This is a genomic window from Amycolatopsis sp. NPDC028719 (assembly GCF_055565395.1).
On record NZ_JBVHUL010000005.1, the window covers coordinates 295,253 to 321,772 of the forward strand.

The 26,520-nt window shown below is 71.6% G+C and carries 28 protein-coding genes; 18 read left to right on the forward strand and 10 right to left on the reverse strand.

All coding sequences use genetic code 11. The annotated features are described in order from the left end of the window. Positions 1–3 precede the first annotated feature (3 nt). Positions 4–471, reverse strand: coding sequence for an Lrp/AsnC family transcriptional regulator (locus ACZ4TR_RS24700; RefSeq protein ID WP_465289211.1), 468 nt, complete (start codon positions 469–471; stop codon positions 4–6). Between the two features lie 110 nt (positions 472–581). Between ACZ4TR_RS24700 and ACZ4TR_RS24705 the strand changes: the two genes are divergently transcribed. Then, positions 582–995, forward strand: coding sequence for a DUF2000 domain-containing protein (locus ACZ4TR_RS24705; protein WP_465289212.1), 414 nt, complete (start codon positions 582–584; stop codon positions 993–995). Between the two features lie 72 nt (positions 996–1,067). Here ACZ4TR_RS24705 and ACZ4TR_RS24710 read toward each other — a convergent pair whose 3' ends face one another. Continuing rightward, positions 1,068–2,150 (reverse strand): 3-deoxy-7-phosphoheptulonate synthase, encoded by a 1,083-nt coding sequence (locus ACZ4TR_RS24710; protein WP_465289213.1) that lies wholly within the window; start codon positions 2,148–2,150, stop codon positions 1,068–1,070. A gap of 286 nt (positions 2,151–2,436) precedes the next feature. On the opposite strand from ACZ4TR_RS24710, the gene ACZ4TR_RS24715 reads away from it, so the two are divergent. Continuing rightward, positions 2,437–3,462 (forward strand): 6-phosphofructokinase, encoded by a 1,026-nt coding sequence (locus ACZ4TR_RS24715; protein WP_364521252.1) that lies wholly within the window; start codon positions 2,437–2,439, stop codon positions 3,460–3,462. A gap of 55 nt (positions 3,463–3,517) precedes the next feature. Here ACZ4TR_RS24715 and ACZ4TR_RS24720 read toward each other — a convergent pair whose 3' ends face one another. Beyond that, positions 3,518–4,015 (reverse strand): group II truncated hemoglobin, encoded by a 498-nt coding sequence (locus tag ACZ4TR_RS24720; RefSeq protein WP_465289214.1) that lies wholly within the window; start codon positions 4,013–4,015, stop codon positions 3,518–3,520. Between the two features lie 68 nt (positions 4,016–4,083). Between ACZ4TR_RS24720 and ACZ4TR_RS24725 the strand changes: the two genes are divergently transcribed. Next, positions 4,084–4,431, forward strand: a complete 348-nt coding sequence (locus ACZ4TR_RS24725) for a winged helix-turn-helix transcriptional regulator (protein WP_465289215.1) — start codon at positions 4,084–4,086, stop codon at positions 4,429–4,431. A gap of 98 nt (positions 4,432–4,529) precedes the next feature. On the opposite strand, the gene ACZ4TR_RS24730 is transcribed toward ACZ4TR_RS24725, so the two are convergent. Next, entirely contained in the window at positions 4,530–4,841 is a 312-nt protein-coding gene (locus ACZ4TR_RS24730) for an ArsR/SmtB family transcription factor (protein WP_364529118.1), read from the reverse strand. Between the two features lie 180 nt (positions 4,842–5,021). On the opposite strand from ACZ4TR_RS24730, the gene ACZ4TR_RS24735 reads away from it, so the two are divergent. The 8 genes from ACZ4TR_RS24735 (at position 5,022) to ACZ4TR_RS24770 (ending at position 14,415) form a co-directional block, all read left to right on the forward strand. Next, the gene (locus ACZ4TR_RS24735; protein WP_465289216.1) at positions 5,022–6,242 is read left to right on the forward strand and encodes a glycoside hydrolase family 18 protein; all 1,221 of its coding nucleotides are present in this window, start codon (positions 5,022–5,024) and stop codon (positions 6,240–6,242) included. Positions 6,243–6,351: 109 nt separating this feature from the next. Further along, entirely contained in the window at positions 6,352–7,017 is a 666-nt protein-coding gene (locus tag ACZ4TR_RS24740) for a DUF2461 domain-containing protein (protein WP_465289217.1), read from the forward strand. A 91-nt stretch (positions 7,018–7,108) separates the two neighbouring features. After that, positions 7,109–8,533 carry a pyruvate kinase gene (gene pyk / locus ACZ4TR_RS24745; RefSeq protein ID WP_364529112.1) on the forward strand — a complete coding sequence of 475 codons (1,425 nt, stop codon included), beginning with the start codon at positions 7,109–7,111 and terminating at the stop codon, positions 8,531–8,533. Positions 8,534–8,569: 36 nt separating this feature from the next. Beyond that, on the forward strand, positions 8,570–9,466 hold the full coding sequence (locus ACZ4TR_RS24750; protein WP_364529109.1) for an acyl-CoA thioesterase: 897 nt from the start codon (positions 8,570–8,572) through the stop codon (positions 9,464–9,466). Positions 9,467–9,844: 378 nt separating this feature from the next. After that, positions 9,845–10,747: a helix-turn-helix domain-containing protein gene (locus ACZ4TR_RS24755; RefSeq protein ID WP_364529106.1), complete on the forward strand. Its 903-nt coding sequence runs from the start codon at positions 9,845–9,847 to the stop codon at positions 10,745–10,747. Positions 10,748–10,759: 12 nt separating this feature from the next. Beyond that, on the forward strand, positions 10,760–10,963 hold the full coding sequence (locus tag ACZ4TR_RS24760; protein ID WP_284741192.1) for a DUF397 domain-containing protein: 204 nt from the start codon (positions 10,760–10,762) through the stop codon (positions 10,961–10,963). A 158-nt stretch (positions 10,964–11,121) separates the two neighbouring features. Next, positions 11,122–11,331, forward strand: a complete 210-nt coding sequence (locus tag ACZ4TR_RS24765) for a hypothetical protein (RefSeq protein WP_465289218.1) — start codon at positions 11,122–11,124, stop codon at positions 11,329–11,331. Positions 11,332–11,391: 60 nt separating this feature from the next. After that, entirely contained in the window at positions 11,392–14,415 is a 3,024-nt protein-coding gene (locus ACZ4TR_RS24770; RefSeq protein ID WP_465289219.1) for a helix-turn-helix transcriptional regulator, read from the forward strand. A gap of 75 nt (positions 14,416–14,490) precedes the next feature. Here ACZ4TR_RS24770 and ACZ4TR_RS24775 read toward each other — a convergent pair whose 3' ends face one another. The 3 genes from ACZ4TR_RS24775 to ACZ4TR_RS24785 all read right to left on the reverse strand — a co-directional run bounded on the left by ACZ4TR_RS24775 (position 14,491) and on the right by ACZ4TR_RS24785 (position 17,937). Further along, the gene (locus ACZ4TR_RS24775) at positions 14,491–16,101 is read right to left on the reverse strand and encodes a succinic semialdehyde dehydrogenase (protein ID WP_364525214.1); all 1,611 of its coding nucleotides are present in this window, start codon (positions 16,099–16,101) and stop codon (positions 14,491–14,493) included. A gap of 109 nt (positions 16,102–16,210) precedes the next feature. Beyond that, entirely contained in the window at positions 16,211–17,236 is a 1,026-nt protein-coding gene (locus tag ACZ4TR_RS24780) for a hypothetical protein (protein WP_465289220.1), read from the reverse strand. 83 nt (positions 17,237–17,319) lie between these two features. Next, complete coding sequence (locus ACZ4TR_RS24785; protein ID WP_465289221.1) at positions 17,320–17,937, reverse strand: TetR/AcrR family transcriptional regulator; 618 nt, start codon at positions 17,935–17,937, stop codon at positions 17,320–17,322. 93 nt (positions 17,938–18,030) lie between these two features. On the opposite strand from ACZ4TR_RS24785, the gene ACZ4TR_RS24790 reads away from it, so the two are divergent. Together ACZ4TR_RS24790 and ACZ4TR_RS24795 are read left to right on the forward strand one after the other, a co-directional pair. Beyond that, entirely contained in the window at positions 18,031–19,182 is a 1,152-nt protein-coding gene (locus ACZ4TR_RS24790; protein WP_364525220.1) for an acyl-CoA dehydrogenase family protein, read from the forward strand. Positions 19,183–19,193: 11 nt separating this feature from the next. After that, positions 19,194–20,330, forward strand: coding sequence for a CaiB/BaiF CoA transferase family protein (locus tag ACZ4TR_RS24795; RefSeq protein WP_465289222.1), 1,137 nt, complete (start codon positions 19,194–19,196; stop codon positions 20,328–20,330). On the opposite strand, the gene ACZ4TR_RS24800 is transcribed toward ACZ4TR_RS24795, so the two are convergent. Together ACZ4TR_RS24800 and ACZ4TR_RS24805 are read right to left on the reverse strand one after the other, a co-directional pair. After that, entirely contained in the window at positions 20,327–20,857 is a 531-nt protein-coding gene (locus ACZ4TR_RS24800) for a GNAT family N-acetyltransferase (protein WP_465289223.1), read from the reverse strand. The genes ACZ4TR_RS24795 and ACZ4TR_RS24800 overlap by 4 nt on opposite strands. Positions 20,858–21,049: 192 nt before the next feature. Then, positions 21,050–21,823, reverse strand: coding sequence for a crotonase/enoyl-CoA hydratase family protein (locus ACZ4TR_RS24805; protein WP_465289224.1), 774 nt, complete (start codon positions 21,821–21,823; stop codon positions 21,050–21,052). A 135-nt stretch (positions 21,824–21,958) separates the two neighbouring features. Between ACZ4TR_RS24805 and ACZ4TR_RS24810 the strand changes: the two genes are divergently transcribed. The 5 genes from ACZ4TR_RS24810 (at position 21,959) to ACZ4TR_RS24830 (ending at position 25,031) form a co-directional block, all read left to right on the forward strand. After that, positions 21,959–22,114: a hypothetical protein gene (locus ACZ4TR_RS24810; protein ID WP_285483651.1), complete on the forward strand. Its 156-nt coding sequence runs from the start codon at positions 21,959–21,961 to the stop codon at positions 22,112–22,114. 359 nt (positions 22,115–22,473) lie between these two features. Next, the gene (locus ACZ4TR_RS24815) at positions 22,474–22,956 is read left to right on the forward strand and encodes a helix-turn-helix transcriptional regulator (protein ID WP_364525229.1); all 483 of its coding nucleotides are present in this window, start codon (positions 22,474–22,476) and stop codon (positions 22,954–22,956) included. A 117-nt stretch (positions 22,957–23,073) separates the two neighbouring features. Next, the gene (locus ACZ4TR_RS24820; RefSeq protein WP_465289225.1) at positions 23,074–23,988 is read left to right on the forward strand and encodes a lytic transglycosylase domain-containing protein; all 915 of its coding nucleotides are present in this window, start codon (positions 23,074–23,076) and stop codon (positions 23,986–23,988) included. A gap of 283 nt (positions 23,989–24,271) precedes the next feature. Further along, entirely contained in the window at positions 24,272–24,676 is a 405-nt protein-coding gene (locus ACZ4TR_RS24825; protein ID WP_465289226.1) for a hypothetical protein, read from the forward strand. Positions 24,677–24,686: 10 nt separating this feature from the next. After that, positions 24,687–25,031 (forward strand): DUF3817 domain-containing protein, encoded by a 345-nt coding sequence (locus tag ACZ4TR_RS24830; protein WP_284741204.1) that lies wholly within the window; start codon positions 24,687–24,689, stop codon positions 25,029–25,031. Here the strand turns inward: ACZ4TR_RS24830 and ACZ4TR_RS24835 are convergent. Further along, on the reverse strand, positions 25,009–26,433 hold the full coding sequence (locus ACZ4TR_RS24835; RefSeq protein WP_465289227.1) for an MFS transporter: 1,425 nt from the start codon (positions 26,431–26,433) through the stop codon (positions 25,009–25,011). The two genes, ACZ4TR_RS24830 and ACZ4TR_RS24835, sit on opposite strands and share 23 nt — an antisense overlap. Positions 26,434–26,520 lie beyond the last annotated feature (87 nt).

The window sequence follows — 26,520 nt, forward strand, 5'->3', positions numbered from 1 at the left end:
CGCTCACGCGTCGCCGGGCACCACCGGCGTCACTACGGTCCGTCGGACGTGGCTGAAGATCACCGACGTCCGGACGTCGACGATCTCCTTGCGCTGGGTCAGCCGGTCGAGGACGAACCCGCTGAGGTGATCGTTGTCGGCGACCGCGATGTGCAGCAGGAAGTCGTCGCTGCCGGACATCACGAACACCGACAGCACCTCGGGCAGCCCCGCCACGAAGGCGCGGAACGACTCGATCACCGCGCGGTCGGGCGGGCGCAGCCGCACCGCGACCATCGCCTGCACCGGCCGGCCGATCTTCTTCAGGTCGACGTCGACGTGGTGCCCGCGCACGATCCCGCGCCGGGTCAGCTCCCGCACCCGTTCGAGGCACGTCGACTGCGCGATGTGCAGCCGGCGGGCGAGCTCCTTGTTGGTCTGCTTGGCGTCCTCCTGCAGCAGGGTCAGCAGCGCCGAATCCAGTTCGTCCATGAGGCTCTCGGTCCCTCCGTGGCGGCGCACGATTCGGTGTTTTGCAGGCGTCGCCGAATCCAACACGGCGTTCGTCGAGCTCTCTCCGCTCGGTACTTAGGGTCGGGGCCATGATCACGAAGAACAAGTGCGCGGTGGTGGTCGGCGACGAGCTGCCCACCGGGTTGGCGGCCAACGCGGCGGGCGTCCTCTCGGTGACCCTCGGGCACCGCGTGGACGGTTTGGTCGGTGCCGATGTCAAGGATGCCGACGGCGTCGCGCACCCGGGGATCATCCACGTGCCGCTGCCGATCCTGAAGGCGCCGCGCGCCGAGGTCGCCGCCATCGTCCGGGCGGCCGCCGAAGACGACGAGCTCTTCTTCGTCGCCTTCAGCGCGCTCGCCCAGAGCTGCCGGACCTACGCGGAGTACACGGCCAAGGTGGCCGCCACGGTCACCGCGGACCTGGACAGCATCGGCGTCGGCCTGCACGGCCCGCGCAAGCGCGTCGACCGGCTGGTCGGGTCGTTGCCGCTGCTGCGCTGACCTCGCGGCGTCCGAAACTGTCGGGGTCCCCCGGTAACGTAAGAACCGGGGGACCCCCAGGCCGGGGACCTCTCAGCGGCGCGAGCGCACCGCGGAGGCCAGCTCGTCGAGCAGCGGGGCCGTGTCGTCCCAAGCCAGGCACGCGTCGGTGATCGACTGCCCGTAGGTCAGCTTCTCCGGGTGCCCGAGGTCGAGGTCCTGCCGCCCGGCGGCCAGGAAGCTCTCCATCATCAGCCCGGCGATCCCGCGCTCACCGTCGCCGATCCGCGAAGCCAGCTCGCGCACCACGCCGGCCTGCCGCACGTGGTCCTTGCCGCTGTTTCCGTGCGAAGCGTCGATGATCACGCGCTCCGGCAGGCCCGACTTCGCCAGGCGGGAAAGCGTGTCCGCCACCGTGGCGGCGTCGTAGTTCGGGCCCCCGTTGTGGCCGCGCAGGATCACGTGGCAGTCCGGGTTGCCCGACGTCGTCAGCAGTGCCGCCAAGCCGTCGGTGTTGATGCCCGGGAACACGTGGCTCGCCGCGGCCGCGCGGGTCGCGTCGACCGCCACCTGGACGTCGCCCTCGGTCGAGTTCTTGATGCCCACCGGCATCGACAGCGCGCTGCACAGCTGGCGGTGCACCTGGCTCGCCGCGGTCCGCGCGCCGATCGACCCCCACGTCACGATGTCGGAGATGAACTGCGGCGTGATCGGGTCGAGGAACTCGCAGCCGACCGGCAGGCCCAGCTCGGAGACGTCGAGCAGCAGCTTGCGCGCCATCCGCAGGCCCTTGTTGACGGCGAACGTGCCGTCGAGGTCCGGGTCGTTGATCAGGCCCTTCCAGCCCAGCGTGGTGCGCGGCTTCTCGAAGTACACGCGCATCACGATGTGCAGTTCGCCGCGCAGTTCTTCGGCCTTCGCGGCCAGCCGGCGGCCGTAGTCGAGGGCGGCTTCCGGGTCGTGCACCGAGCACGGGCCGACGACCACGAGCAGCCGGTCGTCCCGGCCTGCGAGGATGTCGACCGTTTCGGCGCGGCCCTGCCGCACCACCTTGGCGACGGCGGCGTCGACGGGATGGTCTTCGCGCAGCATCGCGGGCGAAATGAGCGGACTGATCGACTTGGTGCGCGCGGCGTCGAGGTCACCGATGGTGGCCGGTCCGGCGGAGAGCGTCATCGCGGGGGTGTTCCTTCCTGGTGGACACCGACCCGCGCGGGGGACCCTCGCCGAGCCGGTTCGAAATCCGGCTCGGGGGTGGAGGTCAGCGCAGATTCACGCCGCCGTGCCCACCCGGGGCCGGCTTCGTAAACCAGTAATAGCGCTGCACGTGGCCAAGTTAGCACACGCCGCAGCCGGACCGATTCGGCAGGTGGTACGGGCTGCACCGATCAAGACGGGAGCCGCTACTCTGGCGGGCGACGAAATGTGACTGTCATCTCCAGAGAACAGACGGAGGCTTCTCATGCGTGTCGGTGTGCTGACCGGCGGCGGCGACTGCCCGGGACTCAACGCGGTGATCCGCGCCGTGGTGCGCAAGGGCATCGAGGTGCACGGCTGGGACTTCGTGGGCTTCCGCAACGGCTGGAACGGCCCGCTGACCGGGGACAGCCGTCCGCTCGGCCTCAACGACGTCGAGGACATCCTCACCCGCGGCGGCACCATCCTGCGGTCCTCGCGCACCAACCCGTACAAGGTCGAGGGCGGCGTCGAGAAGATCAAGCAGGTGCTGGCCGACCAGGGCGTCGACGCCCTGATCGCGATCGGCGGCGAGGACACCCTCGGCGTCGCGAAGCGCCTCACCGACGACGGCATCGGCGTCGTGGGCGTGCCCAAGACGATCGACAACGACCTGGGCGCCACCGACTACACCTTCGGCTTCGACACCGCGGTCTCCATCGCGACCGAAGCGATCGACCGGCTGCACACCACCGCCGAGTCGCACCACCGGGCGCTGGTCGTCGAGGTCATGGGCCGCCACGCCGGCTGGATCGCGCTGCACTCCGGCCTCGCCGGCGGCGCGAGCGTGATCCTGGTGCCGGAGCGGCACTTCAACGTCGACCAGGTCGTCTCCTGGGTCGAGCGCCGCTTCGAGAAGGAGTTCGCGCCGATCATCGTCGTCGCCGAGGGCGCGCTGCCCGAGGGTGGCGAGGAGAAGCTGCTCACCGGCGAGAAGGACGCCTTCGGGCACGTCCGCCTCGGCGGCATCGGCACCTGGCTGGCCGACGAGATCGCCCACCGCACCGGCAAGGAGTCCCGCGCGGTGGTCCTGGGCCACGTCCAGCGCGGCGGCACCCCGACGGCGTACGACCGCGTCCTCGCGACCCGCTTCGGCCTGCACGCGGTGGACGCGGTGGCCGACGGCGACTTCGGCGTGATGGTGGCGCTGCGGGGCACCGACATCGTCCGCGTCAAGCTGGCCGAGGCGACGGCCGAGCTGAAGACGGTCCCGGTCGAGCGCTACCAGGAAGCCGAAGTCTTCTTCGGCTGAGTCTTGTGTGCTGTGAAGGGCACCTTCAGGGACGTGATGTCCCTGAAGGTGCCCTTCACGGCTTTCCGGGGGCGGTCGGCGGTTGCCAGGGCGGCATCGGCCAGTCCCAGTGCGGCACCGGTTCGTGCAGGTTCGGCTCCGCGCCGGGGGCGGAGAAGACGACGGCCAGGCGGCTTCCCCACTCGAGGTAGCCGGCGAAGGCGGCGCGGAACTCGGGATCGCCGGGCAGGCCGGCCTCGTCGGCGGCGTCGAGCAGCAGGCCCACCCACCGGCGGCGCTGCGCTTCGGTGATGCCGCGGCCGAGGTGGCGGCCGACCATGTGGGCGTGGCCGCCGTGGCTCCCGGAGTAGCCGGTCGGCCCGCCGAAGACCTCGCCGAGCCAGACCGCGACGTGCTTCGGGTGGTCCGGGTCCATGCCGCGGAACACGTGCTCGAGCAGCGGGTCTTCGAGGACGTGGCCGTAGAAGATCGTCAGCAGCTTCACGAGGGCTTCGTGGCCGCCGGCCCACTCGTAGAGAGTCGGGGTGGCGGGCGGGTTTTCTGGCACGATCACCCGGTCAGGCAACCAGTGGTGCCCCGGCCGGGCAACCACGTACTTTCCGGTGCGTAGGGGGGAACGGGATGAAGCGGTACCACTGCGCGGTGGAGCTGGCGGTCGACCTGATCGGCGGCAAGTGGAAGCCGGTGATCCTGGCGCACCTCAAGGAAGGGGCCCACCGCTACGGCGAACTGCGGCGGCGGATGCCGGGGGTGAGCGAGAAGATGCTGACCCAGCAGCTGCGCGAGCTGGCCGCGGACGGGATCGTCCGCCGCCTCGAGCTCGACGGCCGCGTACCGCACGTCGAGTACCACCTGACGGAGGTGGGGGAGGAGCTCCGCCCGGCGTTGACGGCCCTGTACGAGTGGGGCGAGCGCCGCGCGGCGGCCGCGGGAATCACGTTCGACCCGGCACCGGAGACCCAGACCTGAGCGCCCCAATGTGGCCTTCGGTGCGTCAGACGCACCCAAGGCGGCCTTCGGTGCGTTAGACGCAACCAAGGCCACCTTGGGGCGCTTCGGGTGGGTGGTCAGTGCGGGTCTGTCTCTTCCAGACGGCGCTCCAGCGCGTCGAGCCGGCCCGACCAGAACTCGCGGTAAGGCGCCAGCCACGCGTCCACTTCGGCCAACGGCTCCGGCCGCAGCGCGTAGCACCTTCGCTGGGCCGCCACCCGCACCGTCACCAGCCCGGCCTCCCGCAGCACCCGCAGGTGCTTCGACACCGCCGGCTGGCTGAGGGACAGCTCGTCGACCAGCTCGCCGACCGAACGCTCGCCGTCGCGCAGCAGGTCCAGGATCGTGCGGCGGCGGGGCTCGGCCAGCACCTCGAACGTCTGCATCACCCCCGAAATGTGCTCCGGGCGGCATATTCCTGTCAAGGCATGCGCAACCCGCCCGATGGGCTCTTCGTGCCAACGCAGTCTGGTCTGAACCATTGACCTAATGGTCTAGTCCACTTACGGTGGTGTGGTCCCCACCACTCCGGCACCGTCGCCGTGAGTAATTCTCCGGAGGGAGCAGACATGTCCCGTTTCCGCAGGAAGAGCTACTCGGCCCTGCTGACCGTGGCCGCCGCCGCGGGGCTCGTGGCCGGTGGCTTCAGCGCCCCCGCCGCGACCGCGTCCGCCGCCTCGGCCGAAGCCTCCGTCGGCAAGGTCGTCGGCTACTTCACCGAATGGGGGGTCTACGACCGCAACTACCACGTCAAGAACATCGAGACGTCGGGCTCGGCGAGCAAGCTGACCCACATCAACTACGCGTTCGGCAACGTGACGAACGGCGGCTGCGCGATCGGCGACGCCTACGCCGACTACCAGAAGACCTACGACGCCGCGGGCAGCGTCGACGGCGTCGCCGACACCTGGGACCAGCCCCTCGCCGGCAGCTTCAACCAGCTCAAGAAGCTCAAGGCCGCGCACCCCGGCCTCAAGGTGATCTGGTCGTTCGGCGGCTGGACCTGGTCCGGCGGTTTCGCGCAGGCCGCGCAGAACCCCGCCGCCTTCGCCGACTCCTGCTACAACCTGGTCAACGACCCGCGCTGGGCCGGTGTCTTCGACGGCATCGACATCGACTGGGAGTACCCCAACGCCTGCGGTCTTTCCTGCGACACCAGCGGCACCGAGGCCTACAAGAACCTGATGGCCGCCCTGCGCGCCAAGTTCGGCTCCCAGCTGGTCACCGCGGCGATCACCGCCGACGGCACCGACGGCGGCAAGATCGACGCGGCCGACTACGGCGGTGCCGCGCAGTACGTCGACTGGTACAACGTGATGACCTACGACTACTTCGGCGCCTGGGCCGCGCAGGGCCCGACCGCCCCGCACTCGCCGCTGACGAGCTACGACGGCATCCCCACCGCGGGCTTCCACTCCGACGCGGCCATCCAGAAGCTCAAGGGCAAGGGTGTCCCGGCGGGCAAGCTGCTGCTGGGCATCGGGTTCTACGGCCGCGGCTGGACCGGCGTCACCCAGGACGCCCCGGGCGGCACCGCCACCGGCCCGGCGGCCGGCACCGAACCGGGCATCCAGGACTACAAGGTGCTCAAGTCGTCCTGCCCCGCCACCGGCACGGTCGCGGGCACCGCGTACGCCAAGTGCGGCAGCGACTGGTGGAGCTACGACACCCCGGCGACCATCGCGGGCAAGGTCGACTACGCCAAGCAGCAGGGCCTGGGCGGCGCGATGTTCTGGGAGCTGTCCGGGGACACCACCGACGGCGAGCTGATCGGCGCCGTCGCCAAGTGAGGGCTCCCGGTGCGGCCGGCGTGCGCGGAACGCCGGCCGCACCGGGTTTCACGCCGCCCCGCCGGGGCACCGGCGATTCCTGTCGGTGCCCGCGATTAGGGTCCTCACCGTGAAGTTCAGCGGATTCGGCGAGTACGCCGTCGACTTCTACGACGGCCTCGTGGAAGACAACTCGAAGCCCTACTGGGACGACCACGTCGAGACCTACAAGACCGACGTCCGCGCCCCGATGGAAGCGCTGCTCGCGGAGCTGGCGCCGGAGTTCTCCGACGGCTTCGGCGAGCCCAAGGTGTTCCGCCCCTACCGGGACGTCCGCTTCGCCAAGGACAAGACGCCGTACAAGACCCACTGCGGCGCGGTGATCGAGCAGGGCCGGGGCGGCGGCGCGTACTACGTCGAGGTCGGCCCGGAGGGGCTGCGCGCCGGCGGCGGCTGCTTCCACCTCGCGGCCGACCAGATCGCCCGCTTCCGCAAGGCCGTCGACACCGAGCTGCACGGCGAAGCGCTCGAGAAGATCCTGGCCAGGCTCCAGCGCGCCGGCTGGGAGATCCGCGGCGACCGGCTGAAGTCGAAGCCGCGGGGCTTCGACGCCGACCACCCCCGCCTCGACCTGCTGCGCTATCGCTCGGTCTACGCGATCCGCGTCTGGGAGCCGGACGACGTCCTGCACGAACGAGGGGCGCTCGATCGGGTGAAGAAGGCCTGGCGGCAGCTGCGCGAGTTCAACGAGTGGGCCCGCGACCGCGTCGGGCCCAGTGAACTGCCCCGCCGCTGACCAGCTGGACGGGGCAGTTTCTGAACAGTTTTCTTGAACTTTTCGGGATCGGTACAGACGAACGCCCGGCGAGGGACTACGCTGTGCGAACGTGAGCCGACGCGCGAAGATCGTTTGTACCCTGGGCCCTGCCACCGCAACGCCGGAGAAGATGCGGGCCCTCGTCGACGCTGGCATGGACGTGGCCAGGATGAACTTCAGCCACGGCAGCCACGGCGACCACAAGGAGGTCTACGACCTCATCCGGGCCGCGGCCGCCGAGAGCGGCCGGGCGGTCGGCATCCTCGCCGACCTGCAGGGCCCGAAGATCCGTCTCGGCACGTTCGCCGGCGGACCGGTCGAGTGGCACACCGGCGACATCGTCCGGATCACCGTCGAGGACGTCGCCGGCACCCACGACCGCGTCTCGACCACCTACAAGGGCCTGGCGAAGGACGCCAAGCCCGGCGACCGCCTGCTCGTCGACGACGGCAAGGTCGGCCTGGTGGTCAAGGAGGTCGACGGCCAGGACGTGGTGTGCGAGGTCACCGAAGGCGGCCCGGTCAGCAACAACAAGGGCGTCTCGCTGCCCGGCATGGACGTCTCCGTGCCGGCGATGTCCGAGAAGGACATCGAGGACCTCGAGTTCGCGCTCGAGCTGGGCGTCGACTTCATCGCCCTCTCGTTCGTCCGCTCGCCCGCCGACATCGACCTGGTCCACCAGGTGATGGACCGCGTGGGCAAGGGCCGGCTGCCGGTCGTCGCCAAGATCGAGAAGCCCGAGGCCGTCTACAACCTCGAGGCCATCGTGCTGGCCTTCGACGCGGTGATGGTCGCCCGCGGCGACCTCGGCGTCGAGCTGCCGCTGGAGCAGGTCCCGCTGGTCCAGAAGCGCGCCATCCAGATCTGCCGCGAGAACGCGAAGCCGGTCATCGTCGCGACGCAGATGCTCGAGTCGATGATCAACAACTCCCGGCCGACCCGCGCCGAGGCCTCGGACGTCGCGAACGCGGTGCTCGACGGCGCCGACGCGCTGATGCTGTCCGGCGAGACCAGCGTCGGGCGGTACGCGATCGAGGTCGTCCAGACGATGGGCCGGATCATCGAGGCGGTCGAGACCGACTCGCCGATCGTGCCGCCGCTGACGCACGTCCCGCGCACCAAGCGCGGCGTCATCTCCTACGCCGCCCGCGACATCGGCGAGCGGCTCAACGCGAAGGCGCTGGTCGCCTTCACCCAGTCCGGCGACACCGTGCGCCGCCTGGCCCGGCTGCACACGCGGCTGCCGCTGCTGGCGTTCACGCCGGAGGACTGCGTGCGCAGCCAGCTGTCGATGACCTGGGGCACCAACACCCACATCGTGCCGCGGGTGGACTCGACCGACCAGATGATCCAGCAGGTCGACCACGCGATGCTCGAGATGGGCAAGTACCAGAAGGGCGACCTGGTCGTCATCGTGGCCGGCTCCCCGCCGGGCACCGTGGGCTCGACGAACCTCATCCACGTGCACCGCCTCGGTGAAGACGACCACGCATAAGGGACGTCCCACCCCCGCAGCACATAGGGTCTGGCCATGACTGAAATGGCCAGGACGGCCGCCACCGAACTGGAGATCCCGGGTGGCGGCCAGCCGGTGCTGGACCGCCTGATCGCACTGCTCGACCTGGAAAAGATCGAAGAGAACATCTTCCGCGGCGTCTCGCCCGCCCACTCGCCGGTGCGCGTGTTCGGCGGGCAGGTCGCCGGCCAGGCGCTGGTCGCGGCCGGGCGCACGGTCCCCGAGGAACGCCGGGTGCACTCGCTGCACGCGTACTTCATCCGCGGCGGCGATCCCAGCGTCCCGATCATCTACGAAGTCGACCGGATCCGGGACGGCCGGTCGTTCACCACCCGCCGGGTCGTCGCGATCCAGCACGGCAAGGCGATCTTCTCGCTGTCGGCATCGTTTCAAAAAGACGAACCGGGCATCGAGCACGCCGAGGAGATGCCGGCAGGCGTGCCGGCGCCGGAGACGCTGCCGACGCTGATGGAGCGTGCCGAGGGCTACTCGATCGGCGCCCACAGCCGGCCGCGGCCGATCGACGTGCGGTACGTCAACGAGCCGCCGTGGGTCACCCGCGAGACGGGGGAGCGGCCCGCGCGCAACCAGGTGTGGATGCGTGCCGACGGGAAGCTGCCCGACCAGCAGCTGCTGCACGTCTGCGTGCTGACCTACGCCTCGGACATGACCCTGCTGGACTCGGTGCTGGCGCGCCACGGCGTCTACTGGGACACCGACAAGGTGCTCGGCGCGAGCCTGGACCACGCGCTCTGGTTCCACCGGCCCTTCCGCGCGGACGAGTGGTTCCTCTACGACAGCGCGTCGCCGACCGCCTCCGGCGCGCGCGGCCTCGCCACGGGCCGGTTCTTCGGCGCGGACGGCACCCTCATCGCGACGGTCGTCCAAGAAGGACTCCTGCGCGTTCTGTGACCTTCCGGGAATTCACCCTTACGGGCGACGAATGCACGGAATAATCGTTCTGCCAATAAGGTGCGGGAACAGTTGACGAGGGCCGGGGCCGATCGGGGGGCGGCCCCGGACCTCTTGTCCCGATGATCACGCGGCACGCCGCGGAGTCATCGTCTACGCTGATCACAGGCCCTGAACGGGGCTGGGGGAGCAAACCCGCGGTGCCCTTGTCACGTCCTGCCTCAGTGCAGGATGCGAGCATACAGAAGCATTCTGCAAATTGCAGACACGACTCGGGTTCAGCTCCGGTAATCGGTGCCGTGCGATTACCCGGGTGTTCATGTTGGATACTGGCAGCGAGCGGACGGCTACGGCGCCGTCGACATCCGGAGGTGCGCGATGGCAAGGGGACAGAGCCCCACGGTTCGCCGTCGGCGGCTCGCGGGTGAGCTGCGCAGGCTGCGCGAAGCCGCGGACCTGACCATCGACGAGGTGGGCGAGAAGCTCGAGTGCTCCGCGTCGAAGGTCAGCCGCATCGAGACCGGCCACGTCGGGGTCACCCCGCGTGACGCGCGGGACATGCTGGCCCTCTACGGCATCGTCGGCGACGAGCAGGAGGCGCTCGTCCAGCTGGCCAGGGAGGCCCGCAAGCGCGGCTGGTGGCACGCTTACAACGAGGTTTTCACCGGCACGTTCGTCGGGCTCGAAGCCGACGCCAGCTCGCTGCGCGCGTTCCAGGCGCTGCTGGTGCCCGGCCTGCTGCAGACCGAACGCTACGCCCGCGCGGTGATCCGGGCCCTGCGGCCGGACGCCGCGGAGGACGAGATCCGCCGGCGCGTCGCCGCCCGGATGGCGCGCCAGGAGCTGCTGTCCGACACCCCGCCGCCGGAGTACTGGGCGGTGATGGACGAAGCCGTGCTGCGCCGCGTCGTCGACGGCCCCGAGGTGATGGCCGAGCAGCTCTACCGCATGGTCGCGGTGGCCGAGAAGCCGAACGTGACCGTCCAGGTCGTGCCGTTCGGCGCCGGCGCGCACCCGGGGATGGAGGGCCCCTTCCTGATCATGGGTTTCCCCGAGCAGGCCGACCCGGACGTCGTCTACGTCGACGACAGCACGTCCAGCGGCCTCTACCTGGAGGAACCCACAGACGTCCGGCGCTACGGGCTGATGTTCGACCATCTGCGCGCGGCCGCACTGAAGCCGGACGACTCGGTGGACCTGATCGCCGAGGCCGCCGGGCGGTTCGCCGAACAGGCGGCCGCACCGGCTCCGGTGCACCAATCGGAACCGAGGACACAGTAAGGAGTGGGGACCATGGAAGCTGAACTCTCCGGAGCGCGGTGGCGCAAGAGCAGCCACAGCGGCGGCGGGAACGACTGCGTCGAGGTCGCGTTCGTCGCCGGGGGCGCCGCGCTGCGCGACTCGAAGGACCCCGAAGGTGGTGCGTTCCGCCTGCCCGCATCGGGCTGGCGGGGGCTGCTGGCCGCGGTGCGACCCGGCGGCCCGGCCCACGACTGAGGCGCTTTCCCAGACCCCTTACCCCCGCCGAGCTGGGCTTGGCCGGGAGTAAGGGGTCTTTTCACGGCCAGGGCTGCGTGATCACCCGATGCCTGAGGCACCCCCTCAGGACGAACCTGAGTGCTACCAACCGGTGAACTCGGGAACAGGGGAACACGATGCACAGCGATCTGCTGCTCGACGCGGTCCGGGCCGAAGCGGCCTACCGGGCCGAAGAACTGCGGAAGGCCGGGCGCAGCGCCTGGGCCGCCCGCGCACGCCGCGCCGCCCGCCACCTGCGGGCCGCGCGGGCCGACGTCGACGTACCGGCGCAGCAGCGCCGCGAGGCCGTGCGGGAAACCGCCGGTGTCGGCGAGACCGCCCGGTAGCGGGCGGTGAAGGTGTCCAAGGCGATAAGCGTGCGGAACTTGTCGGTGGGGTAGGCCAGAATGCAACTCGTGCCCCGACTCGGCTCCGGAATCCCGCTCGTCGCCCGTACCCACGAGATGCGGCGGCTCCGCGCCGCCTTCGCCCGGGCCGAACGGGGCGAGGCCGGCGCGGTGCTGCTCTCGGGGGACGCCGGGGTCGGCAAGACCCGGCTGCTGACCGCGCTCGGCGAGCACGTCGAGGCCGGCGGCGGGCTGCTGCTCACCGGCCGCTGCATCGACGTCCGCGAAGGCGGTCTTCCTTATCTTCCGTTCGCCGAAGCGCTCGCCCCGCTGGGCAGCTCGCCGGACCCGGCGGTGGCCGCCGCGGTGCGGCTCCGGCCCGCGCTCGGGCGGCTGCTGCCGCAGGGCCAGGGCGTCGAGGAGCCCCGCGCGGCCGAACACCCGCCGATGACCTCGAACGACCGGGAGACCATGGTGCGTCCCCGGCCCGAGCAGGATCTCGGTCAGCTGCAGTTGTTCGACGCGGTACTGGGGGTGCTGACCGAGATCGCGGAGTCGCGCCCGGTGGTGATCCTGCTCGAGGATCTCCACTGGGCCGACGCCTCGACCCGCAACCTGCTGTCCTTCCTGCTCAGCAGGCTGCGCGCGCAGCGGCTGCTGGTCGTGGGCAGCTACCGCGAAGAGGACGTGCACCGGCGCCACCCGCTGCGCGGCCTGCTGTCGGAGCTGGTCCGCCTCGCCACCGTCGAGCGCGTCGACCTGCACCCCTTCGGCGCCGCCGACGCCCGCAAGTTCGTCGAGGCGCTGGCCGACGAGCCGATGCCGGCCGACGTCGTGTCGGACATCGTCGCCCGTTCCGAGGGCAACCCGTTCTTCGCCGAAGAGCTGCTCGCCACCCAGACCGAGTGCAACGACCTGCCCGCCGGGCTCGCCGAGGTGCTGCTGTCCCGGCTCGAGCGGCTCTCGCCGGACACCCGCCGGGTGGCCCGGGTGATCTCGGTGGCGAACGAGCCGGTGATGCACGGCGCGCTCGCCGAGGTCTCCGGGCTGGGGGAGCTGGAGCTCGACGAGGCACTGCGCGAAGCCGTCCAGCACCACGTCCTCGTGGTGCTTCCGGACGGTTCCTACACGTTCCGGCACGCGTTGCTGCAGGAAGCGGTGTACGGCGACCTGCTGCCGGGGGAGCGGTCACGCACGCACGCGGCGTACGCGGCCCGGATCCAGGCGCGGCCGCAGGGCCGCGGCCACGACGCGAAGCTGGCCTACCACTCGATGCAGAGCAGCGACCTGGTCACCGCGCTGCCGGCGCTGCTGCGCGCGATGGACGAGGCCGAGAAGCTCGGCGCGCCCGGGTCGGCGCTGCAGCACGTCGAGCAGGCACTGTCCATCTGGGACGCCGTCGCCCCGGCGGACCGGCCCGAGGGGTTCGACGAACTGCGGCTGCTGCACGAAGCGTCCTACTTCGCGGGCACGTCCGGCGAGCCCGAGCGGGCCGCCGCGTTCGCGCGCTCGGCGACGCAGGCGTTGAAACCGGACACGGCGGCCGACCGCGCGGCGAAGACGTGGCGGCGGCTGGCGGAGGCGCTGCTCGCGCTGGAAGGCACTCTCGACGAGGCGACCGCGGCCATCGACCGGGCGTGGGAGCTGGTGAAGGACGGCGAGCCGAGCGGGACGCGCGCCTGGGTGCTGGCCAGCCGGGCCGGGTTCCTGCGGATCCTGGACCGGCCCGAGGCGGCGCTGGACAGCGCGCGCACCGCGGTCGCCGACGCGCAGGCGGTCGGGGCGGCGGGCGCGGAAGCCGCGGCGCTGGTCACCCTGGGCACGCTCGCCGACTCGGCGGGCGAGCCGGCCGAAGCGCGCGAGTGGCTGCGCAAGGCCCAGCGGACGGCGCGCGGCGCCGGCGCGCCGAACACCGAGCTCCGCGCGACCTACTTCCTCGCGCTGAGCTACGACGACCAAGCCGAGTTCGCCGCGGCGCTGGACCACGCGGCGCACGGTGTCGCCCGGGCGGAAGAGGCCGGGCTGAGCTGGAGCTCGTTCGGGATCGAGCTGCGCGCGCGGCAGCTGACCCTGCGCTACCTGATGGGTGACTGGCCGGACGAGAGCGCCGGTCGCGCGGGGCGCGGGGTGTCCAGCGCGGTCGCCGCGCGGATCCAGGCCATCTGGTCGCTGTTCGTCGTCGCGCGTGGCCGGTTCGACGAGGCCGCGAAGCTCATCGCCGGGCTGCGGCAGCACTGGGCGGCGGACATGGCGATCCCGCTGTCCGCCGGGGACGCCGGCATCGAGCTGGCGTACTGGGGCGGCGACCACGCCGAAGCGGTGCGCCGCGCCGAAGACCTGATCGGCTGGCTCGAGCGGATCGAGCCCGGCCTGCTGGCCGGCATCCGCGTCGCCGCCCTGGGCGTGTCCGCCGCGGCCGCGCTGGCCGCCGACGCCCGGGTCCGCGGCGACCAGGCCGCGGCCGGTGCCGCGGTGGCGGCGGGCGAGCGGATGCTGGCCCACGGCCGGATGTGCGCCGTGGTCGGGCAGCCGCGCTCGGGGACGCTCGGGCCGGAGGGCCGGGCATGGCTGGCGAGGCTGGAGGCGGCGGCGTCGTGCCTGACCGGCCGGGGCGACGCGGAGAAGTGGGCGGCCGCGGCGGCGGGGTTCGGCTACGGTGCCGTGTACGAGCAGGCGATCTGCCGCTGGCACGAAGCCGAAGCCCTGCTGGCCGCGGACAAGGACGCGAACGGCGTCCTCGAAGCGGCCCACGCGGTGGCGCTGCGCCTGGGCGCGGTTCCCCTGCGCGACGCCGTCCGCGACCTGGCGCACCGCGCCCGGGTCGAGCTGCCGGGCGTGGCACCGGCGGCCCCGGTCCGCGCGGTCACCGACCCGCTGACCGACCGCGAGCGCGACGTCCTCGAGCGCGTGGCGCTGGGCCGCACGAACCGCCAGGTCGGCGAGGAGCTGTACATCAGCGAGAAGACGGTGAGCGTCCACCTGTCCCGCGTGATGGCGAAACTCGGCGCGAGCCGCCGCGCGGAAGCGGTGGCGATCGCCTACGACCGCGGCCTTCTCACGGCCCCCACCGCCGAACACGCGTGATCAGAGGGCCGACTCTCGTGATCGGAGAGTCGACACGGGTGATGACCCTTCAATCACGCGAGCCGACCGGCCGGGTCAGCGGGGGAGGCGGCGGAGGGCTTTGAGGCCCAGCGTCATGCCCTTCGACCACAGCGAACCCGGGACCCGCTTCGGCGGGCGGAGGGCCAGCCCGCGCTGCAGCGCGATCGACTGGGACTCCGTGTACTTCAGCAGGCCTTCGGCGCCGTTGCGGCGGCCGACGCCGGAGTCCTTCATGCCGCCCATCGGGACGCCGACGCTGCCGAACGTCGCCGCGTAGCCCTCGTTGACGTTGACCGTCCCGGCCTTGAGCCGCGCCGCGACCTCCCAGCCCGCGCGGCCGTTGCGCGACCAGACGCTGGCGTTGAGCCCGAACGGCGTGTCGTTGGCCCGGTCGATGGCCTCGGTGACGTCGGTGTAGCCGTAGATCGAGACGACCGGCCCGAACGTCTCCTCCGCGAAGGGCACCATGTCCGGCGTGACGCCGGAAAGCACCGTCGGCTCGTAGAACAGCGGCCCGAGGTCGGGCCGGGCGCGGCCGCCGGTGAGCACCGAAGCACCCTTCGCGCGGGCGTCTTCGACGTGCGCGGACACGGTCTTGAGCTGATCCTCGGACGTCAGGGACCCCATCTGGGCCTGGTAGTCCAGCGCGCCGCCGAGCTTCACCGCGGCAGTGCGCGCCACGAACGCCCGGGTGAACTCCTCGCGGATGGACTCGTGGACGTAGATCCGCTCGACCGACACGCACAGCTGGCCGGCCGAGGAGAAGCACGCCGTCACCGCGCCCGTCGCGGCCTTCGCGACGTCGGCGTCGGGCAGCACGATCATCGGGTTCTTGCCGCCGAGCTCCAGCGAATACGACGTCAGCCGCTTCGCCACCTGCCCGGCCAGCTCCTTGCCGGTCGGCGTGGACCCGGTGAAGCACAGGTAGTCCGACTCTTCGACCAGCGCGGTGCCGATCTTCGAACCGCGGCCGAGCACGATCTGCCAGGTTCCGGCCGGCAGCCCGGCCTCCTCGGCGAGCTCCTGCAGCCACAGCGCCGAAAGCGCGGTCTGGTTGTCCGGCTTCTGCACCACGGCGTTGCCGGCCGCGAGCGCGGGGAGGACGTCCATCGCGGTGAGGGCGAGGGGGTAGTTCCACGGCGAGATGACCCCGACGACGCCCTTCGGGTGCCGGATCTCGCCGGCGCGGGTTAGGCCGGGGATGACGCCGGCGACCCGGCGCGGGGCGAGGATCTTCGCGGCGTGCTTGCCGTAGTAGGCCGCGACCAGCGCGGTCGCGCTGACCTCGTCGAACGCGTCGAGCCGCGCCTTGCCGGCTTCGACCTGGACCAGGTCGAGGACCTCGTCCTGGCGGGCGAGCACCAGGTCGTGCAGCCGGGTGAGGACGCGGGCGCGCTCGGCGGGGGAGCGCTCCGCCCAGGCCCGCTGGGCCGTCCGCGCGCCGGCGAACACCGCGCGGACGTCGGCGTCGGTGGCCTGGGGCAGCGTCGCGATCGGCTGCCCGGTGAAGGGGGCGTGCATGCGGATCGGCGCCGAGTCCGCGCCGCCGGCCACGCGGGCGACGAGTTGGGCCGCCCGCGCCGAGCCGGGCGCCCCGGCGACGCCGCCGACGGTCGGCGGCAAAGGGGTGTCTTCGACCGCGTTCGCGGGGGTCGTGCTGGTCATGACGTCTCCGTTCCGCGGCGTCCGGAGTCCGCACGACGCCGCGCAGGGGTTACCGACGAGTACACCATACCGTCGGTACGTCAGTTGTCCAGTCTGACATGAATAAGTTTCACGTATTGGGTGGGTTCAGCGGCGGGAGCTGGTAGTTCGGCTCGGTCGGCGACGGCTGGTCCGATCGGGGGTGCGACTGGGCCTGCGTCTCACCGCCGTAGGGGTCGTCGAGCCGAGGGGACAGCCCGCCGGGCTCGGCCGGCGAAGGCTGCGGCACCTCACCGGACTGCGCGGGGAACGGCTGCGAAGGGGGCCCGCTCTGCGCCGGGAAGGGCTGGGAAACCGGTCCGCTCTGCGCGGGGAACGGCTGGGACGCCGGCGCGCCTTGGTACCCCGGCGGCCCGCCGGGGTACGGCTGTGCCCCGGGATGCTGCGGTGCCCCCGGATACTGCTGTCCGTACTGCTGCGGCGGCACCGGATACGGCCTCGACTGCTGCTGGTACGGCCCGCCGTAGGACCCCGCCGGGAATCCCATCGGCCCGGTCGCCGGCGCCCGCCGCCCGGCGAGCGCCGCGAGGACCAGCGTCACCGCGGCCAGCGCGCCCCCGCCCAGCAGGATCCAGAAGCCGAGGCCGGTCGAGTAGGTCGAGGTGAGCGAGTCGTCCTCGGACTCGTAGCTCAAGGTCGCGGAGACGTCCATGCCGAGCATCCACACCGCGGCGGCCACGCCCGCGCCGCCGGCCACCAGGGCCGTCCGGGCAGCCGAGCGCACCCCGGTCCCCGCGGAACGCCGCGCGCCCGCGATCGCCAGACCGGCCCCGGCCAGCAGCACCAGCGCGCCGGCCGACAGCGGGATCCCGTAGCGCGCGACGTGGGTGTTCTCGTAGAACTTCTTGGCCTCCTCGCTGGGTTCGACGTCGAACGAGCGCGTCCACGCGCTGATCGTCTGGCTGCTCTCGGCCTTGCCGCCGACGATCTGCTCGAACTTCGTCTGCGGGAGGAACGACCCGGCCAGCACGAGGATCGCGGCGACGGCGCCGACGATCGCGGCGATCAGCCGGAAGCGCGCGGCGACGTCGGCCCGCGGCCGCGGCGGCTGTGCCGGGGGAGGGCCGTACGGGTTCTGGTACGGGCTGGCGGTCATCGGAGCTCCCCTCTTCCGGGGGGATTGGACCACGAATCCGTCGGGGGGATAAGGGGCATTCCAGCCCTTGCGGACGCGGCTGGTCAGCTTGGCCCAGTGGCGGCGTCCTGGTAGAGCAGCACCGCGATCCGCTTCCACTCCTCCAGCAGCTGCCGCCGCCGGTGCGGGTCGCCGCCGAGCTCGGCGTCCAGCGCCAGCCCGCGGGTCAGGTTCACGGTGAGCCAGAACAACATCTCCGCGCGTTCGGGCGGCAGGTCGCCGGCGACCTGGGTGACGTGCTCGAGCGTCGCGCGGCCGAGCGCGCGGTCGACCGGGCGGATGGCCGCGCGCAGCTCGGGGTCGGTGCGGGCGGCGACCCACAGCTCGGTGACGGCGGTCGAAAGAGTGCCGGAGTAGCCCGTCCAGAGCAGGTCGATCGCCGCGGCGACGCCCGTGCCGCCGCTGGGCAGCTCGTCGAGCGACGCCGCGAGCTGGTGGCGCAGCTTCGTCGTCAGGTGCTCGACGGCGGCCGCCATCAGCTCGGCCTTCGCGGTGAAGTGGTGCTGCACCGCGCCCTTCGAAACCCCGGCGCGGGCGCAGATCTCCTGCACCGACGTGCGCGCGTACCCGACGTCCACCAGGCAGTCGATGGTGGCGTCGAGCAGCGCCGTGCGGGTCTGTTCGCGCCGCTGCGCCTGGGTCCGGTGCGCCGCCTCGGTCACTTCGGCCTCCCTGCTTTACCTACAGGCCGGTACGGATGTACATTCCGGAGAGAACTTACATGCCGATCGTCATGTTTTCCAGCAGGAGGTCCCGTGCCGCTGAAACTCCCGAAGAGCTCCTGGAGCACGACCGAGCTCGACGACCTCCGCGAGCTCTCGCGGTCGTTCCTGCAGAAGGAAGCCGTGCCGCACCAGGAACGCTGGGCGGCGGAGAAGAAGGTCGACCGAGAGCTGTGGACCAAGGCCGGCGACGTCGGCCTCCTCTGCCTGTCCATCCCCGAGGAGTACGGCGGGGGCGGCGGCACCTTCGCCCACGAGGCCGTGCTCTACGAAGAGCAGGCCCGCTCGGGTGACAGCGCGTGGGGCGTGACCGTCCACAACGGAATCGTGGCGCACTACCTGAGCGCGTACGCCTCCGAAGAGAAGAAGCGCGAGTGGCTGCCGAAGATGGCCAGCGGCGAGCTGGTCGGCGCCATCGCGATGACCGAGCCCGGCACCGGCTCGGACCTGCAGGGCATCAAGACCCGAGCGGTGCGCGACGGCGACCACTACGTCATCAACGGCGCGAAGACCTTCATCACCAACGGTTTGCATGCCGGCCTGGTGGTCGTCGCGTGCAAAACCGACCCGGACGCGGGCGCGCAGGGCGTCTCGCTGATCGTGGTCGAGACCGACACCCCGGGCTTCCGCCGCGGCCGCGTGCTCGACAAGGTCGGCCTCAAGGGCCAGGACACCGCCGAGCTGTTCTTCGACGACGTCCGCGTGCCCGCCGCCAACCTGCTCGGCGACGCCGAGGGCCAGGGTTTCATCCAGCTGATGCTGCAGCTGCCGCAGGAACGGCTGATCATCGCCGTCACCGCGGTGGCCGGGCTGGAGGCCGCGGTCGACCTCACGCTGGAGTACACGAAGGAGCGCACGGCGTTCGGCCGGCCCATCTTCTCCTTCCAGAACACCAAGTTCACGCTCGCCGAGGCCGCGACCGAGGCCGCCGTCGCGCGGGCGTTCCTCGACCAGTGCATCGAACGCCACCTCAAGGGCGAGCTCGACGTCCAGGGCGCGGCGATGGCCAAGCTGTGGACCACCGAGCGGGTCAACAAGGTGGTCGACGACTGCGTGCAGCTCTTCGGCGGCTACGGCTACATGACCGAATACCCGATCGCGCGTGCCTGGGCCGACGTCCGGATCTCGCGGATCTTCGGCGGCACCAGCGAGATCATGAAGGAAATCATCTCCCGCTCGCTCTGAAGGGACCGAACATGAAGGCAGGTCCGCTCGGCGGCCTGAAGGTGGTGGAGCTCGCGGGTCTGGCACCCGGGCCCTTCGCCACGATGATCCTCGCCGACCTCGGCGCCGACGTCGTCCGCGTCGACCGCGCGACCCCGGGGGAGGACGTGATCGGGCTGCAGACCGATCCGCTCGCCCGCGGCCGCCGGTCGGTCGGCATCAACACGAAGACGCCCGAAGGCGTCGAGCTGGTGCTGAAGCTGTGCGACGGCGCCGACGTCCTCATCGAGGGCTTCCGCCCGGGCGTCGCCGAACGGATCGGGCTCGGCCCCGACGTCGTGCACGCACGCAACCCGCGGCTGGTCTACGGGCGGATGACCGGCTGGGGCCAGGACGGCCCGCTCGCTTCGGCGGCCGGGCACGACATCAACTACATCGGCATCGCCGGCGCGCTCGAGCCGATCGGGCGCGCGGGGGAGCGGCCGGTGCCGCCGCTCAACCTGGTCGGCGACTTCGGCGGCGGCGGGCTGCTGCTGGCGATGGGCATCCTGGCGGCGCTGTACGAACGGAACACCTCGGGCCGCGGCCAGGTCGTCGACGCGTCGATGGTCGACGGCGCCGCGCTGCTCACCACGAGCCTGCACGGCATGGCCGCGGCCGGGCTCTGGGGCGGCGGCCGCGGGGACAACATGCTCGACGGCGGCGCTCCGTTCTACGACACCTACGAGACCGCGGACGGCAAGTACGTCGCCGTCGGCGCGATCGAGATGCGGTTCTGGGGCGACCTGGTCAAGGTCCTCGAGCTGGACCCGGATTCGCTGCCGCTGCACGTGGACAAGACGCAGTGGCCTCGCCTTCGCGAGATCCTCGCGGCGGCGATCGGCAAGTACACCCGCGACGACCTCGTCGCGCGGGCCGAAGGCACCGACGCGTGCCTGACCCCGGTGCTCGCGCCCGGTGAAGCCGCGTCGCACCCGCACAACGCGGCGCGCGGCACGTTCGTGGAGATCGGCGGCATGGTGCAGCCCGCGCCGGCCCCGAGGTTCGACCGCACCCCGCCGGAGACCCCGGAAGCCCCGCGCGCCAAGGGATCCGACACCGAGGCCGTGCTCGCCGAGCTCGGCGTCACGGATCTCGAAGCCCTGCGTTCGGCGGGCGCGATCGCCTAGTCCTTCGCCAGGTCGGAGCGCACGACCGAGTACACGACGTGGTCGCGCCACTCGCCGTCTCGGAAGCCGTAGCCGCGAAGGACTCCTTCGCGCGTGAAGCCGGCTTTCTCGAGCGAGCGCTGTTCGGCGCGGTTGCCGACCTCGGTCGTCGCTTCGACCCGGTTGAGCTGGGTGTGGGCGAAGAGGTACTCGGCGAGCAGGCGCTGGGCTTCGGTGCCGTAGCCGTGACCACGCGCTTCCGGCGCCAGGACGAGGCCCGCGTTCCAGCAGTAGGACGTCGGCCCGGTGCGGCTGCGGTGCCAGGAGACGAGGCCGAGGACGCGGCCGCCGAGGGTCGGCACGAGCATGCCGGTTTCGGCGGTGAGCATGCCGGTTTCCTGCCAGCGGCGGCGCAGGTAGCCGGGATCGTGCCAGCCGAACCACTGGTGCTCCCCGGCAGCGACGGGATCGTTGGTCAGCCGTTCCAGGAGGTCGAGATCGCCTTCGGCCACGGGCCGCAGCACGACTCTCGGAACATCGTCGTCCATCGGGCGACCTTATCGGCCGCCCGACCGGAATCGCCCCGGCACCACGGGATCCACCCGGTCGAGGCATCCCCCGTGATCAAGCAGGCATCAACCGTGATTGAGCGGGCATCACCCGTGTCTGGACGGGCATCACGCGTGATGCCCCTGCAATCACGCGAGATGCCTCTCCGGACACGGGTGATGCCCGCCTGATCACGTGAAAGTGCCGTGCCGGCCCTCTCCGCCGGCGAAGCGGGCCGCGCCGTCGACCGCCTCCGCCGCCAGCACACCCGTGCCCATCGCCGCCCGGAACTCGGCCGCGAGCGCGTCTTCCTCGGATTTGCCCCACTGCTCGAGGGCCGAGAGCCGGTCGCCTCGCAGGCACGCCTGCGGGAACGCCGCGATCTGGCGCGCCAGCTCCTGCGCCGCCGCCACGGCCCCGCCTGCCGGGACCATGCGGTTCGCCAGGCCGATCTCCAGCGCTTCGGGCGCCTCGACCGGCCGTCCGGTCAGGATCAGGTCCATCGCCCGCGACTGGCCGATCAGGCGCGGCAGCCGGACCGTGCCGCCGTCGATCAGCGGGACTCCCCAGCGGCGGCAGAAGACCCCGAACACCGCCGTGGCGTCCGCGACCCGCAGGTCGCACCACAGCGCGAGCTCCAGCCCGCCCGCGACGGCGTGGCCGTGGACGGCCGCGATCACCGGCTTGCCGAGCCGCAGCCGGGTCGGGCCCATCGGGCCGTCCCCGTCCGGGTGAGTGCGGTTCGCCCGGTCGGTGCCGATCGCCTTCAGGTCCGCTCCCGCGCAGAACGCGCCACCCGATCCGGTGAGGACCGCGACGGCGGCGCCCGGGTCCGCGTCGAACTCGCGGAACGCCTCGGCGAGCTCGGCCGCGGTCGGCCCGTCGACGGCGTTGCGGGCGGAGGGGCGGTCGATGGTGACCGTCGTCACTTCGGCGTCCCGCTCCACCAGCACGTTCCGGGTCATCGCGGCTCCTCGGGATCGGTCGGGGTGATCGGGGGTTGATCGGGGTGTCTTCGGGGCACGCCTTCCCTAGAGTATTGGCGTGGCCACTCCCAGGACGGGGACGGCGAGCCCGGGAGGAAGCGCATGTCGAGCGGCATGAAGAAAGTTCTCATCGTCGGCGTGGTCGCGCTCGTGCTCTTCTTCCTGATCACCCAGCCCACCCAGTCCGCCGACTTCGTGCACCGCGTCCTCGGCTGGCTCAAGGACGGCGCCGAAGCGATCGTGACGTTCTTCCGGTCGCTCTTTTCCTGACCACCCGGACCCTCTGACCGGCACCGCAACGGGCGGCGCCGGTCGTCACCCTGTGTGTTAGCGGACGGTAAATCACTGAGTGTCACGAATCTCGGAATTCGGACCGAACACTCGACCATCCGGGTGGATTGCAGCCGAAAACGCGCAGGTCGGCGAATTCGTGCCTGCCGGGGTCTGGCGAAGGAGACCACCCCGGCCCTACGGTGCTCACATTGCGTGATCGGGTGGTTCGCCCTCCCCCCGGAGACCCCCGGTACGCAGGCAGTTTCCACTCAGCAAGGTGCAGGTTGGTGCGTGCGGCACCACCGCGTGGGACAGGTGTCAGGGCCTGTCCGTCGGGGACCTACAAGGAGGCAGGGATGACCGGAGATCCCGGAGTGGACGCGCTGATCCGGCAATGGGCCGCGGAGCGCGAGCAGACCCCCGAAGAGCAGGAGGTCGACCGCATCGCTTCCGCGTGGCTGGCCGACGCGCCTGCCCAGGCTCCGGGCATCCCGGGCCAGCGGGCCCGATCCGGGCAGCAGCGGTTCGTCCCCGTCGAGTCGGCCGACCCCGGCTACCTCGACGCGATGCGAAGCCGGCTGCCCGACGTGCCGGAAGAGCTCCTCACCGCCGCCGCGGGCTGGTGGCAGATGGTCGGCGGGGTCGCCGAGGCCGAGGAGTGGTGGGACGCCGGACTCAGCCCGCTCGACCAGCGGGCCCTCGACTACCGGGCGGCCGGGCTCGCGCCCTCCGACCTGAGCCGCCGGCTCGGGCCGATGACCGTTCTGCAGCACCTCCGCCGCGGCAGTGCCCCGGCCTGGTGCGTCGCGCGGCTCGCGCGTCAGCAGAAATCCGCCTGACCGTTTCCACTCGGCCGGGTGAACCGGTGTGGTGAGACGACTGCGGCGACCCGCGTAACGCTAACCTGCGCGGGCTCGTTGACAGTTCGTCGACACACGCTGGAGGACCGGAGTTTCGTGCGCACCAGGACCGGAAAGAACGAGGACGACCCCGTCGACGCGAGCGTCGAGGAAGCCGCCCCCGCCGTACCGGCACCGGCGCCGCGTTCCCAGAGCGTGGCAGTGCTCACCCGGCTGATCGTGGTTCTTGCCGTGCTGGCCGTGGCCGGCGGCGGGATCTGGCTCGTCACCCGTGCGTCGACGCCGGAGGCGAGCCCGCTCACCACCGAAATCCCCGCCCTGCAGGTCAAGGCGGCCGACGTCCGCCCGGGGTCGGTCGTGCCGGCCGGCGGTGCCGTCGCGGGCGGGGCCGAGCAGCAGACTTCTCCCCAGCAGGCCCGCAGCACGGGACCGGCGACGCTGTCCCAGTGGGCGAGCCAGGTCGCCGCGGCGACCGGCGTCCCGGCGCGGGCGCTGCAGGCGTACGGCAACGCCGAGCTGGCGCTGCGCGCGGACCAGCCGAAGTGCAAGATCTCGTGGGCGACGCTCGCCGGCATCGGCCGGATCGAGTCCAACCACGGCCAGTACGCGGGCGCGGTGCTGGGCGCGGACGGCCGCCCGTCCAAGCCGATCATCGGCGTCCCGCTCGACGGCTCCGCGGGCGTCCAGGCGATCGGCGACACCGACGGCGGCCGCTACGACGGCGACGCGGGGGTCGACCGGGCGGTCGGCCCGATGCAGTTCATCCCGAGCACGTGGCGCAAGTGGGCCTCGGACGGCAACGGCGACGGCCTCGGCGACCCGCAGCAGATCGACGACGCGGCCCTGGCAGCGGCGCGGTACCTGTGCGCGGGCGGGCGGGACATGGCCGGCCCGTCGGGGTGGTGGGCCGGAATCCTGTCGTACAACAACTCGACGGAGTACGCGCAGAAAGTGTTCGGCTTGGCCGACGGGTACGCCAAGGGCGCCCAGTCGGTGCGCAAGCAAGGCTGACGAGCCCGGCCGCGGCCCCGCCCATCCCAGGGGGCTGACCCCGGATCCATTCTATCGGCGGCCTCCGACAACGAGCCCGATCCCGCCGCACCCCGGCCGAGTTGTCCACAATCGCCCGGTGCTGGGGATAACCCGGACCCTCGACGCCGCGAATGACTCATTCGGGACCTCCGAAGCCCCGAATGAGTCATTCGCGACAGCCCATCGACCTGGGCTGAGAGCCGGGCCACCCGGATCACAGTCGGCCGCCGGCCCTCAGCCGCCCAGTGCTAGCGTCGAGGCCGTGCCAGCTTCCCCTCCGCCGGCGGTTTCCCCCTGGGGACGCCGGATCGCGATCGTCGCGACCTGCGTGGTGAGCCTGCTCGTCTGCTGCGGGCTCGCCTGGTGGCAGTGGGACCGCTTCACCTCGGCGAACGGCACCTTCCAGAACCTCGGCTACGTCCTGCAGTGGCCGCTCTTCGGCCTGTTCCCGGCCTTCATGTTCTGGCGCATCCGCCAGCTGAAGCACAAGGCCGAAACCCAAGCCGAAGCCCAAGCCGAAGAGCCCGTGCGCGAACAGCCCGAGGTGCCCGCCCCTCGCCCGCGTCCCGACGCCGTGAAAGCGGAGCAGGACGAGGACGAGGAGCTGGCCGCGTACAACCGTTACCTGCGCGAGCTGAACGCCCGCGACCAGCAGGCCGCAGAGTGAGGACGTCCCGATGACCACCAGCACCGAAGGTGCCGCCCAGACGGCGGTGCCGCTCACCGGCCCCCTGGTCCGGTTCCGCACCGCCGCCTACGTCACCGGCGTCGGCCTGCTCGGCCTCTGCTTCGTGATGGTGCTGCGGTACGGCTTCGACAACCCCACCCCGTCGGCGGTCTACTCGCCGATCCACGGCGTGCTCTACATGATCTACCTGGTGCTGACCATCGACCTGGCGATCAAGGCCCGCTGGTCGATCAAGGGCACCGTGCTCGTGCTGCTGGCCGGCTGCGTCCCGTTCGTCTCGTTCCTCGTCGAGCGCCGCGTGACGCACAAGGTCAAGGCCGGGCAGAAGCTGTAACCCGCCGGAACGTCAGCGCCACCAGGAACGTGCACGCCGCGAACCCGGCGGCGGTGGCGAACGCGGCGGTCATGCCGTCGACCGTGAGCTGAGCCCCGGTCGTGCCCGCCGAGCGGGTCACCGCACCGAACACCGTGACCAGCACGGCGAGCCCCAGCGTGCTGCCGACCTGCTGCATCGTCTGCAGCACGCCGCCCGCGGCGCCCGCGTCCTCGTTCGGCACGGTCGCCATCACGATCACGTTGAGCGGCGCGAACGCGAGCCCGCCGCCGAGTCCCATGAGCAGCAGCGGCCCGAACAGCGCCGGGAAGTACGTGCTCTCCGTGGTGAGCTGGGCGAGCCAGACGACGCCGGAGACCATCAGCAGCGACCCCGTGATCGCCAGCGGCTTCGGGCCGTAGCGCGGGAGCAGCCGCGGCACGAGCCGGCTCATCGTGAAGATCAGCACCGCCATCGGCAGGAACGCGAACCCGGTGGCCAGCGCGGCGAAGTGCCGGATGTCCTGCATGAACTGGGTGAGGAAGAAGAACATCGACATCATGGCCATCGGGCCGAGGAAGAAGCTGACGTAGGCCGCGCTGCGGTTGCGGTCGGCGAACAGCCGGAGCGGGACCAGCGGCATCGCGGTGCGGGCCTCGATCGCGACGAACCCGGCCAGCAGCGCCAGGCCGCCGGCGAGCGCGCCGAGCGTCACGGCGTTGCCCCAGCCGTCGGACGCCGCGTGGGTGAAGGCGAACACGAGCGAGCCGACGCCCAGGGTGCCGGTGACCGCACCGGGCAGGTCGAGGTGCGCGGGCCGGCGCGGGGGTTCGGGCACGAACCGCGGTGCGAGCAGCACGATCGCCAGGCCGAACGGGACGTTGATGAACAGCGCCGCGCGCCACGAGATCCACTCGGTGAGCAGGCCGCCGACGATCAGGCCGATCGCGAACCCGCCGCTGGACATGGCGGAGAACAGCGCCAGCGCCCGGACGCGGGCCTTGGCCTCGGAGAACGTCGTCGTGACCAGGGCCAGGGTGCTCGGCCCGGCCATGGCGGCGCCGACCCCCTGCAGGACACGGGCGGCGATGAGCAGCGTGGCCGAGCCGGCGAGGCCGCCGGCCAGCGACGCGAGGGTGAACAGGGCGGTGCCCGCGACGAACATCCGGCGCCGGCCGAACAGGTCGCCGGCGCGGCCGCCGAGCAGCAGCAGCCCGCCGAAGACCAGGCTGTAGGCCGTCATCACCCAGGACAGGCCGGTGGCCGAAAATCCCAGGTCGGCCTGGATGCGCGGGAGCGCGACGTTCATCACGGTCGCGTCGAGGATGAGCATGAGCTGGCAGGTCAGGATGATCGCCAGGATCAGGCCGCTGCGGCGCGCCGGGGCAGGCTCGACCGCACGGTGGATCGTTTGCTGGGACAAGAGATACTCCCCCGAGGAGTAAGAGAAGAAGCGGAGATGTTCTCCGCTTGGGTGCGATCCGATAATATGGAGAATGTCTCCGGATGC

Coding starts and splice junctions, on each gene's coding strand:
- ACZ4TR_RS24830 (WP_284741204.1), top strand. CDS start 24,687: ATGACCACCAGCACCGAAGGTGCCGCCCAGACGGCGGTGCCGCTCACC.
- ACZ4TR_RS24815 (WP_364525229.1), top strand. CDS start 22,474: ATGACCGGAGATCCCGGAGTGGACGCGCTGATCCGGCAATGGGCCGCG.
- ACZ4TR_RS24770 (WP_465289219.1), top strand. CDS start 11,392: ATGCAACTCGTGCCCCGACTCGGCTCCGGAATCCCGCTCGTCGCCCGT.
- ACZ4TR_RS24725 (WP_465289215.1), top strand. CDS start 4,084: ATGAAGCGGTACCACTGCGCGGTGGAGCTGGCGGTCGACCTGATCGGC.
- ACZ4TR_RS24805 (WP_465289224.1), bottom strand. CDS start 21,823: ATGACCCGGAACGTGCTGGTGGAGCGGGACGCCGAAGTGACGACGGTC.
- ACZ4TR_RS24755 (WP_364529106.1), top strand. CDS start 9,845: ATGGCAAGGGGACAGAGCCCCACGGTTCGCCGTCGGCGGCTCGCGGGT.
- ACZ4TR_RS24705 (WP_465289212.1), top strand. CDS start 582: ATGATCACGAAGAACAAGTGCGCGGTGGTGGTCGGCGACGAGCTGCCC.
- ACZ4TR_RS24775 (WP_364525214.1), bottom strand. CDS start 16,101: ATGACCAGCACGACCCCCGCGAACGCGGTCGAAGACACCCCTTTGCCG.
- ACZ4TR_RS24760 (WP_284741192.1), top strand. CDS start 10,760: ATGGAAGCTGAACTCTCCGGAGCGCGGTGGCGCAAGAGCAGCCACAGC.
- ACZ4TR_RS24700 (WP_465289211.1), bottom strand. CDS start 471: ATGGACGAACTGGATTCGGCGCTGCTGACCCTGCTGCAGGAGGACGCC.
- ACZ4TR_RS24715 (WP_364521252.1), top strand. CDS start 2,437: ATGCGTGTCGGTGTGCTGACCGGCGGCGGCGACTGCCCGGGACTCAAC.
- ACZ4TR_RS24800 (WP_465289223.1), bottom strand. CDS start 20,857: ATGGACGACGATGTTCCGAGAGTCGTGCTGCGGCCCGTGGCCGAAGGC.
- ACZ4TR_RS24810 (WP_285483651.1), top strand. CDS start 21,959: ATGAAGAAAGTTCTCATCGTCGGCGTGGTCGCGCTCGTGCTCTTCTTC.
- ACZ4TR_RS24780 (WP_465289220.1), bottom strand. CDS start 17,236: ATGACCGCCAGCCCGTACCAGAACCCGTACGGCCCTCCCCCGGCACAG.
- ACZ4TR_RS24735 (WP_465289216.1), top strand. CDS start 5,022: ATGTCCCGTTTCCGCAGGAAGAGCTACTCGGCCCTGCTGACCGTGGCC.
- ACZ4TR_RS24795 (WP_465289222.1), top strand. CDS start 19,194: ATGAAGGCAGGTCCGCTCGGCGGCCTGAAGGTGGTGGAGCTCGCGGGT.
- ACZ4TR_RS24750 (WP_364529109.1), top strand. CDS start 8,570: ATGACTGAAATGGCCAGGACGGCCGCCACCGAACTGGAGATCCCGGGT.
- ACZ4TR_RS24710 (WP_465289213.1), bottom strand. CDS start 2,150: ATGACGCTCTCCGCCGGACCGGCCACCATCGGTGACCTCGACGCCGCG.
- ACZ4TR_RS24765 (WP_465289218.1), top strand. CDS start 11,122: ATGCACAGCGATCTGCTGCTCGACGCGGTCCGGGCCGAAGCGGCCTAC.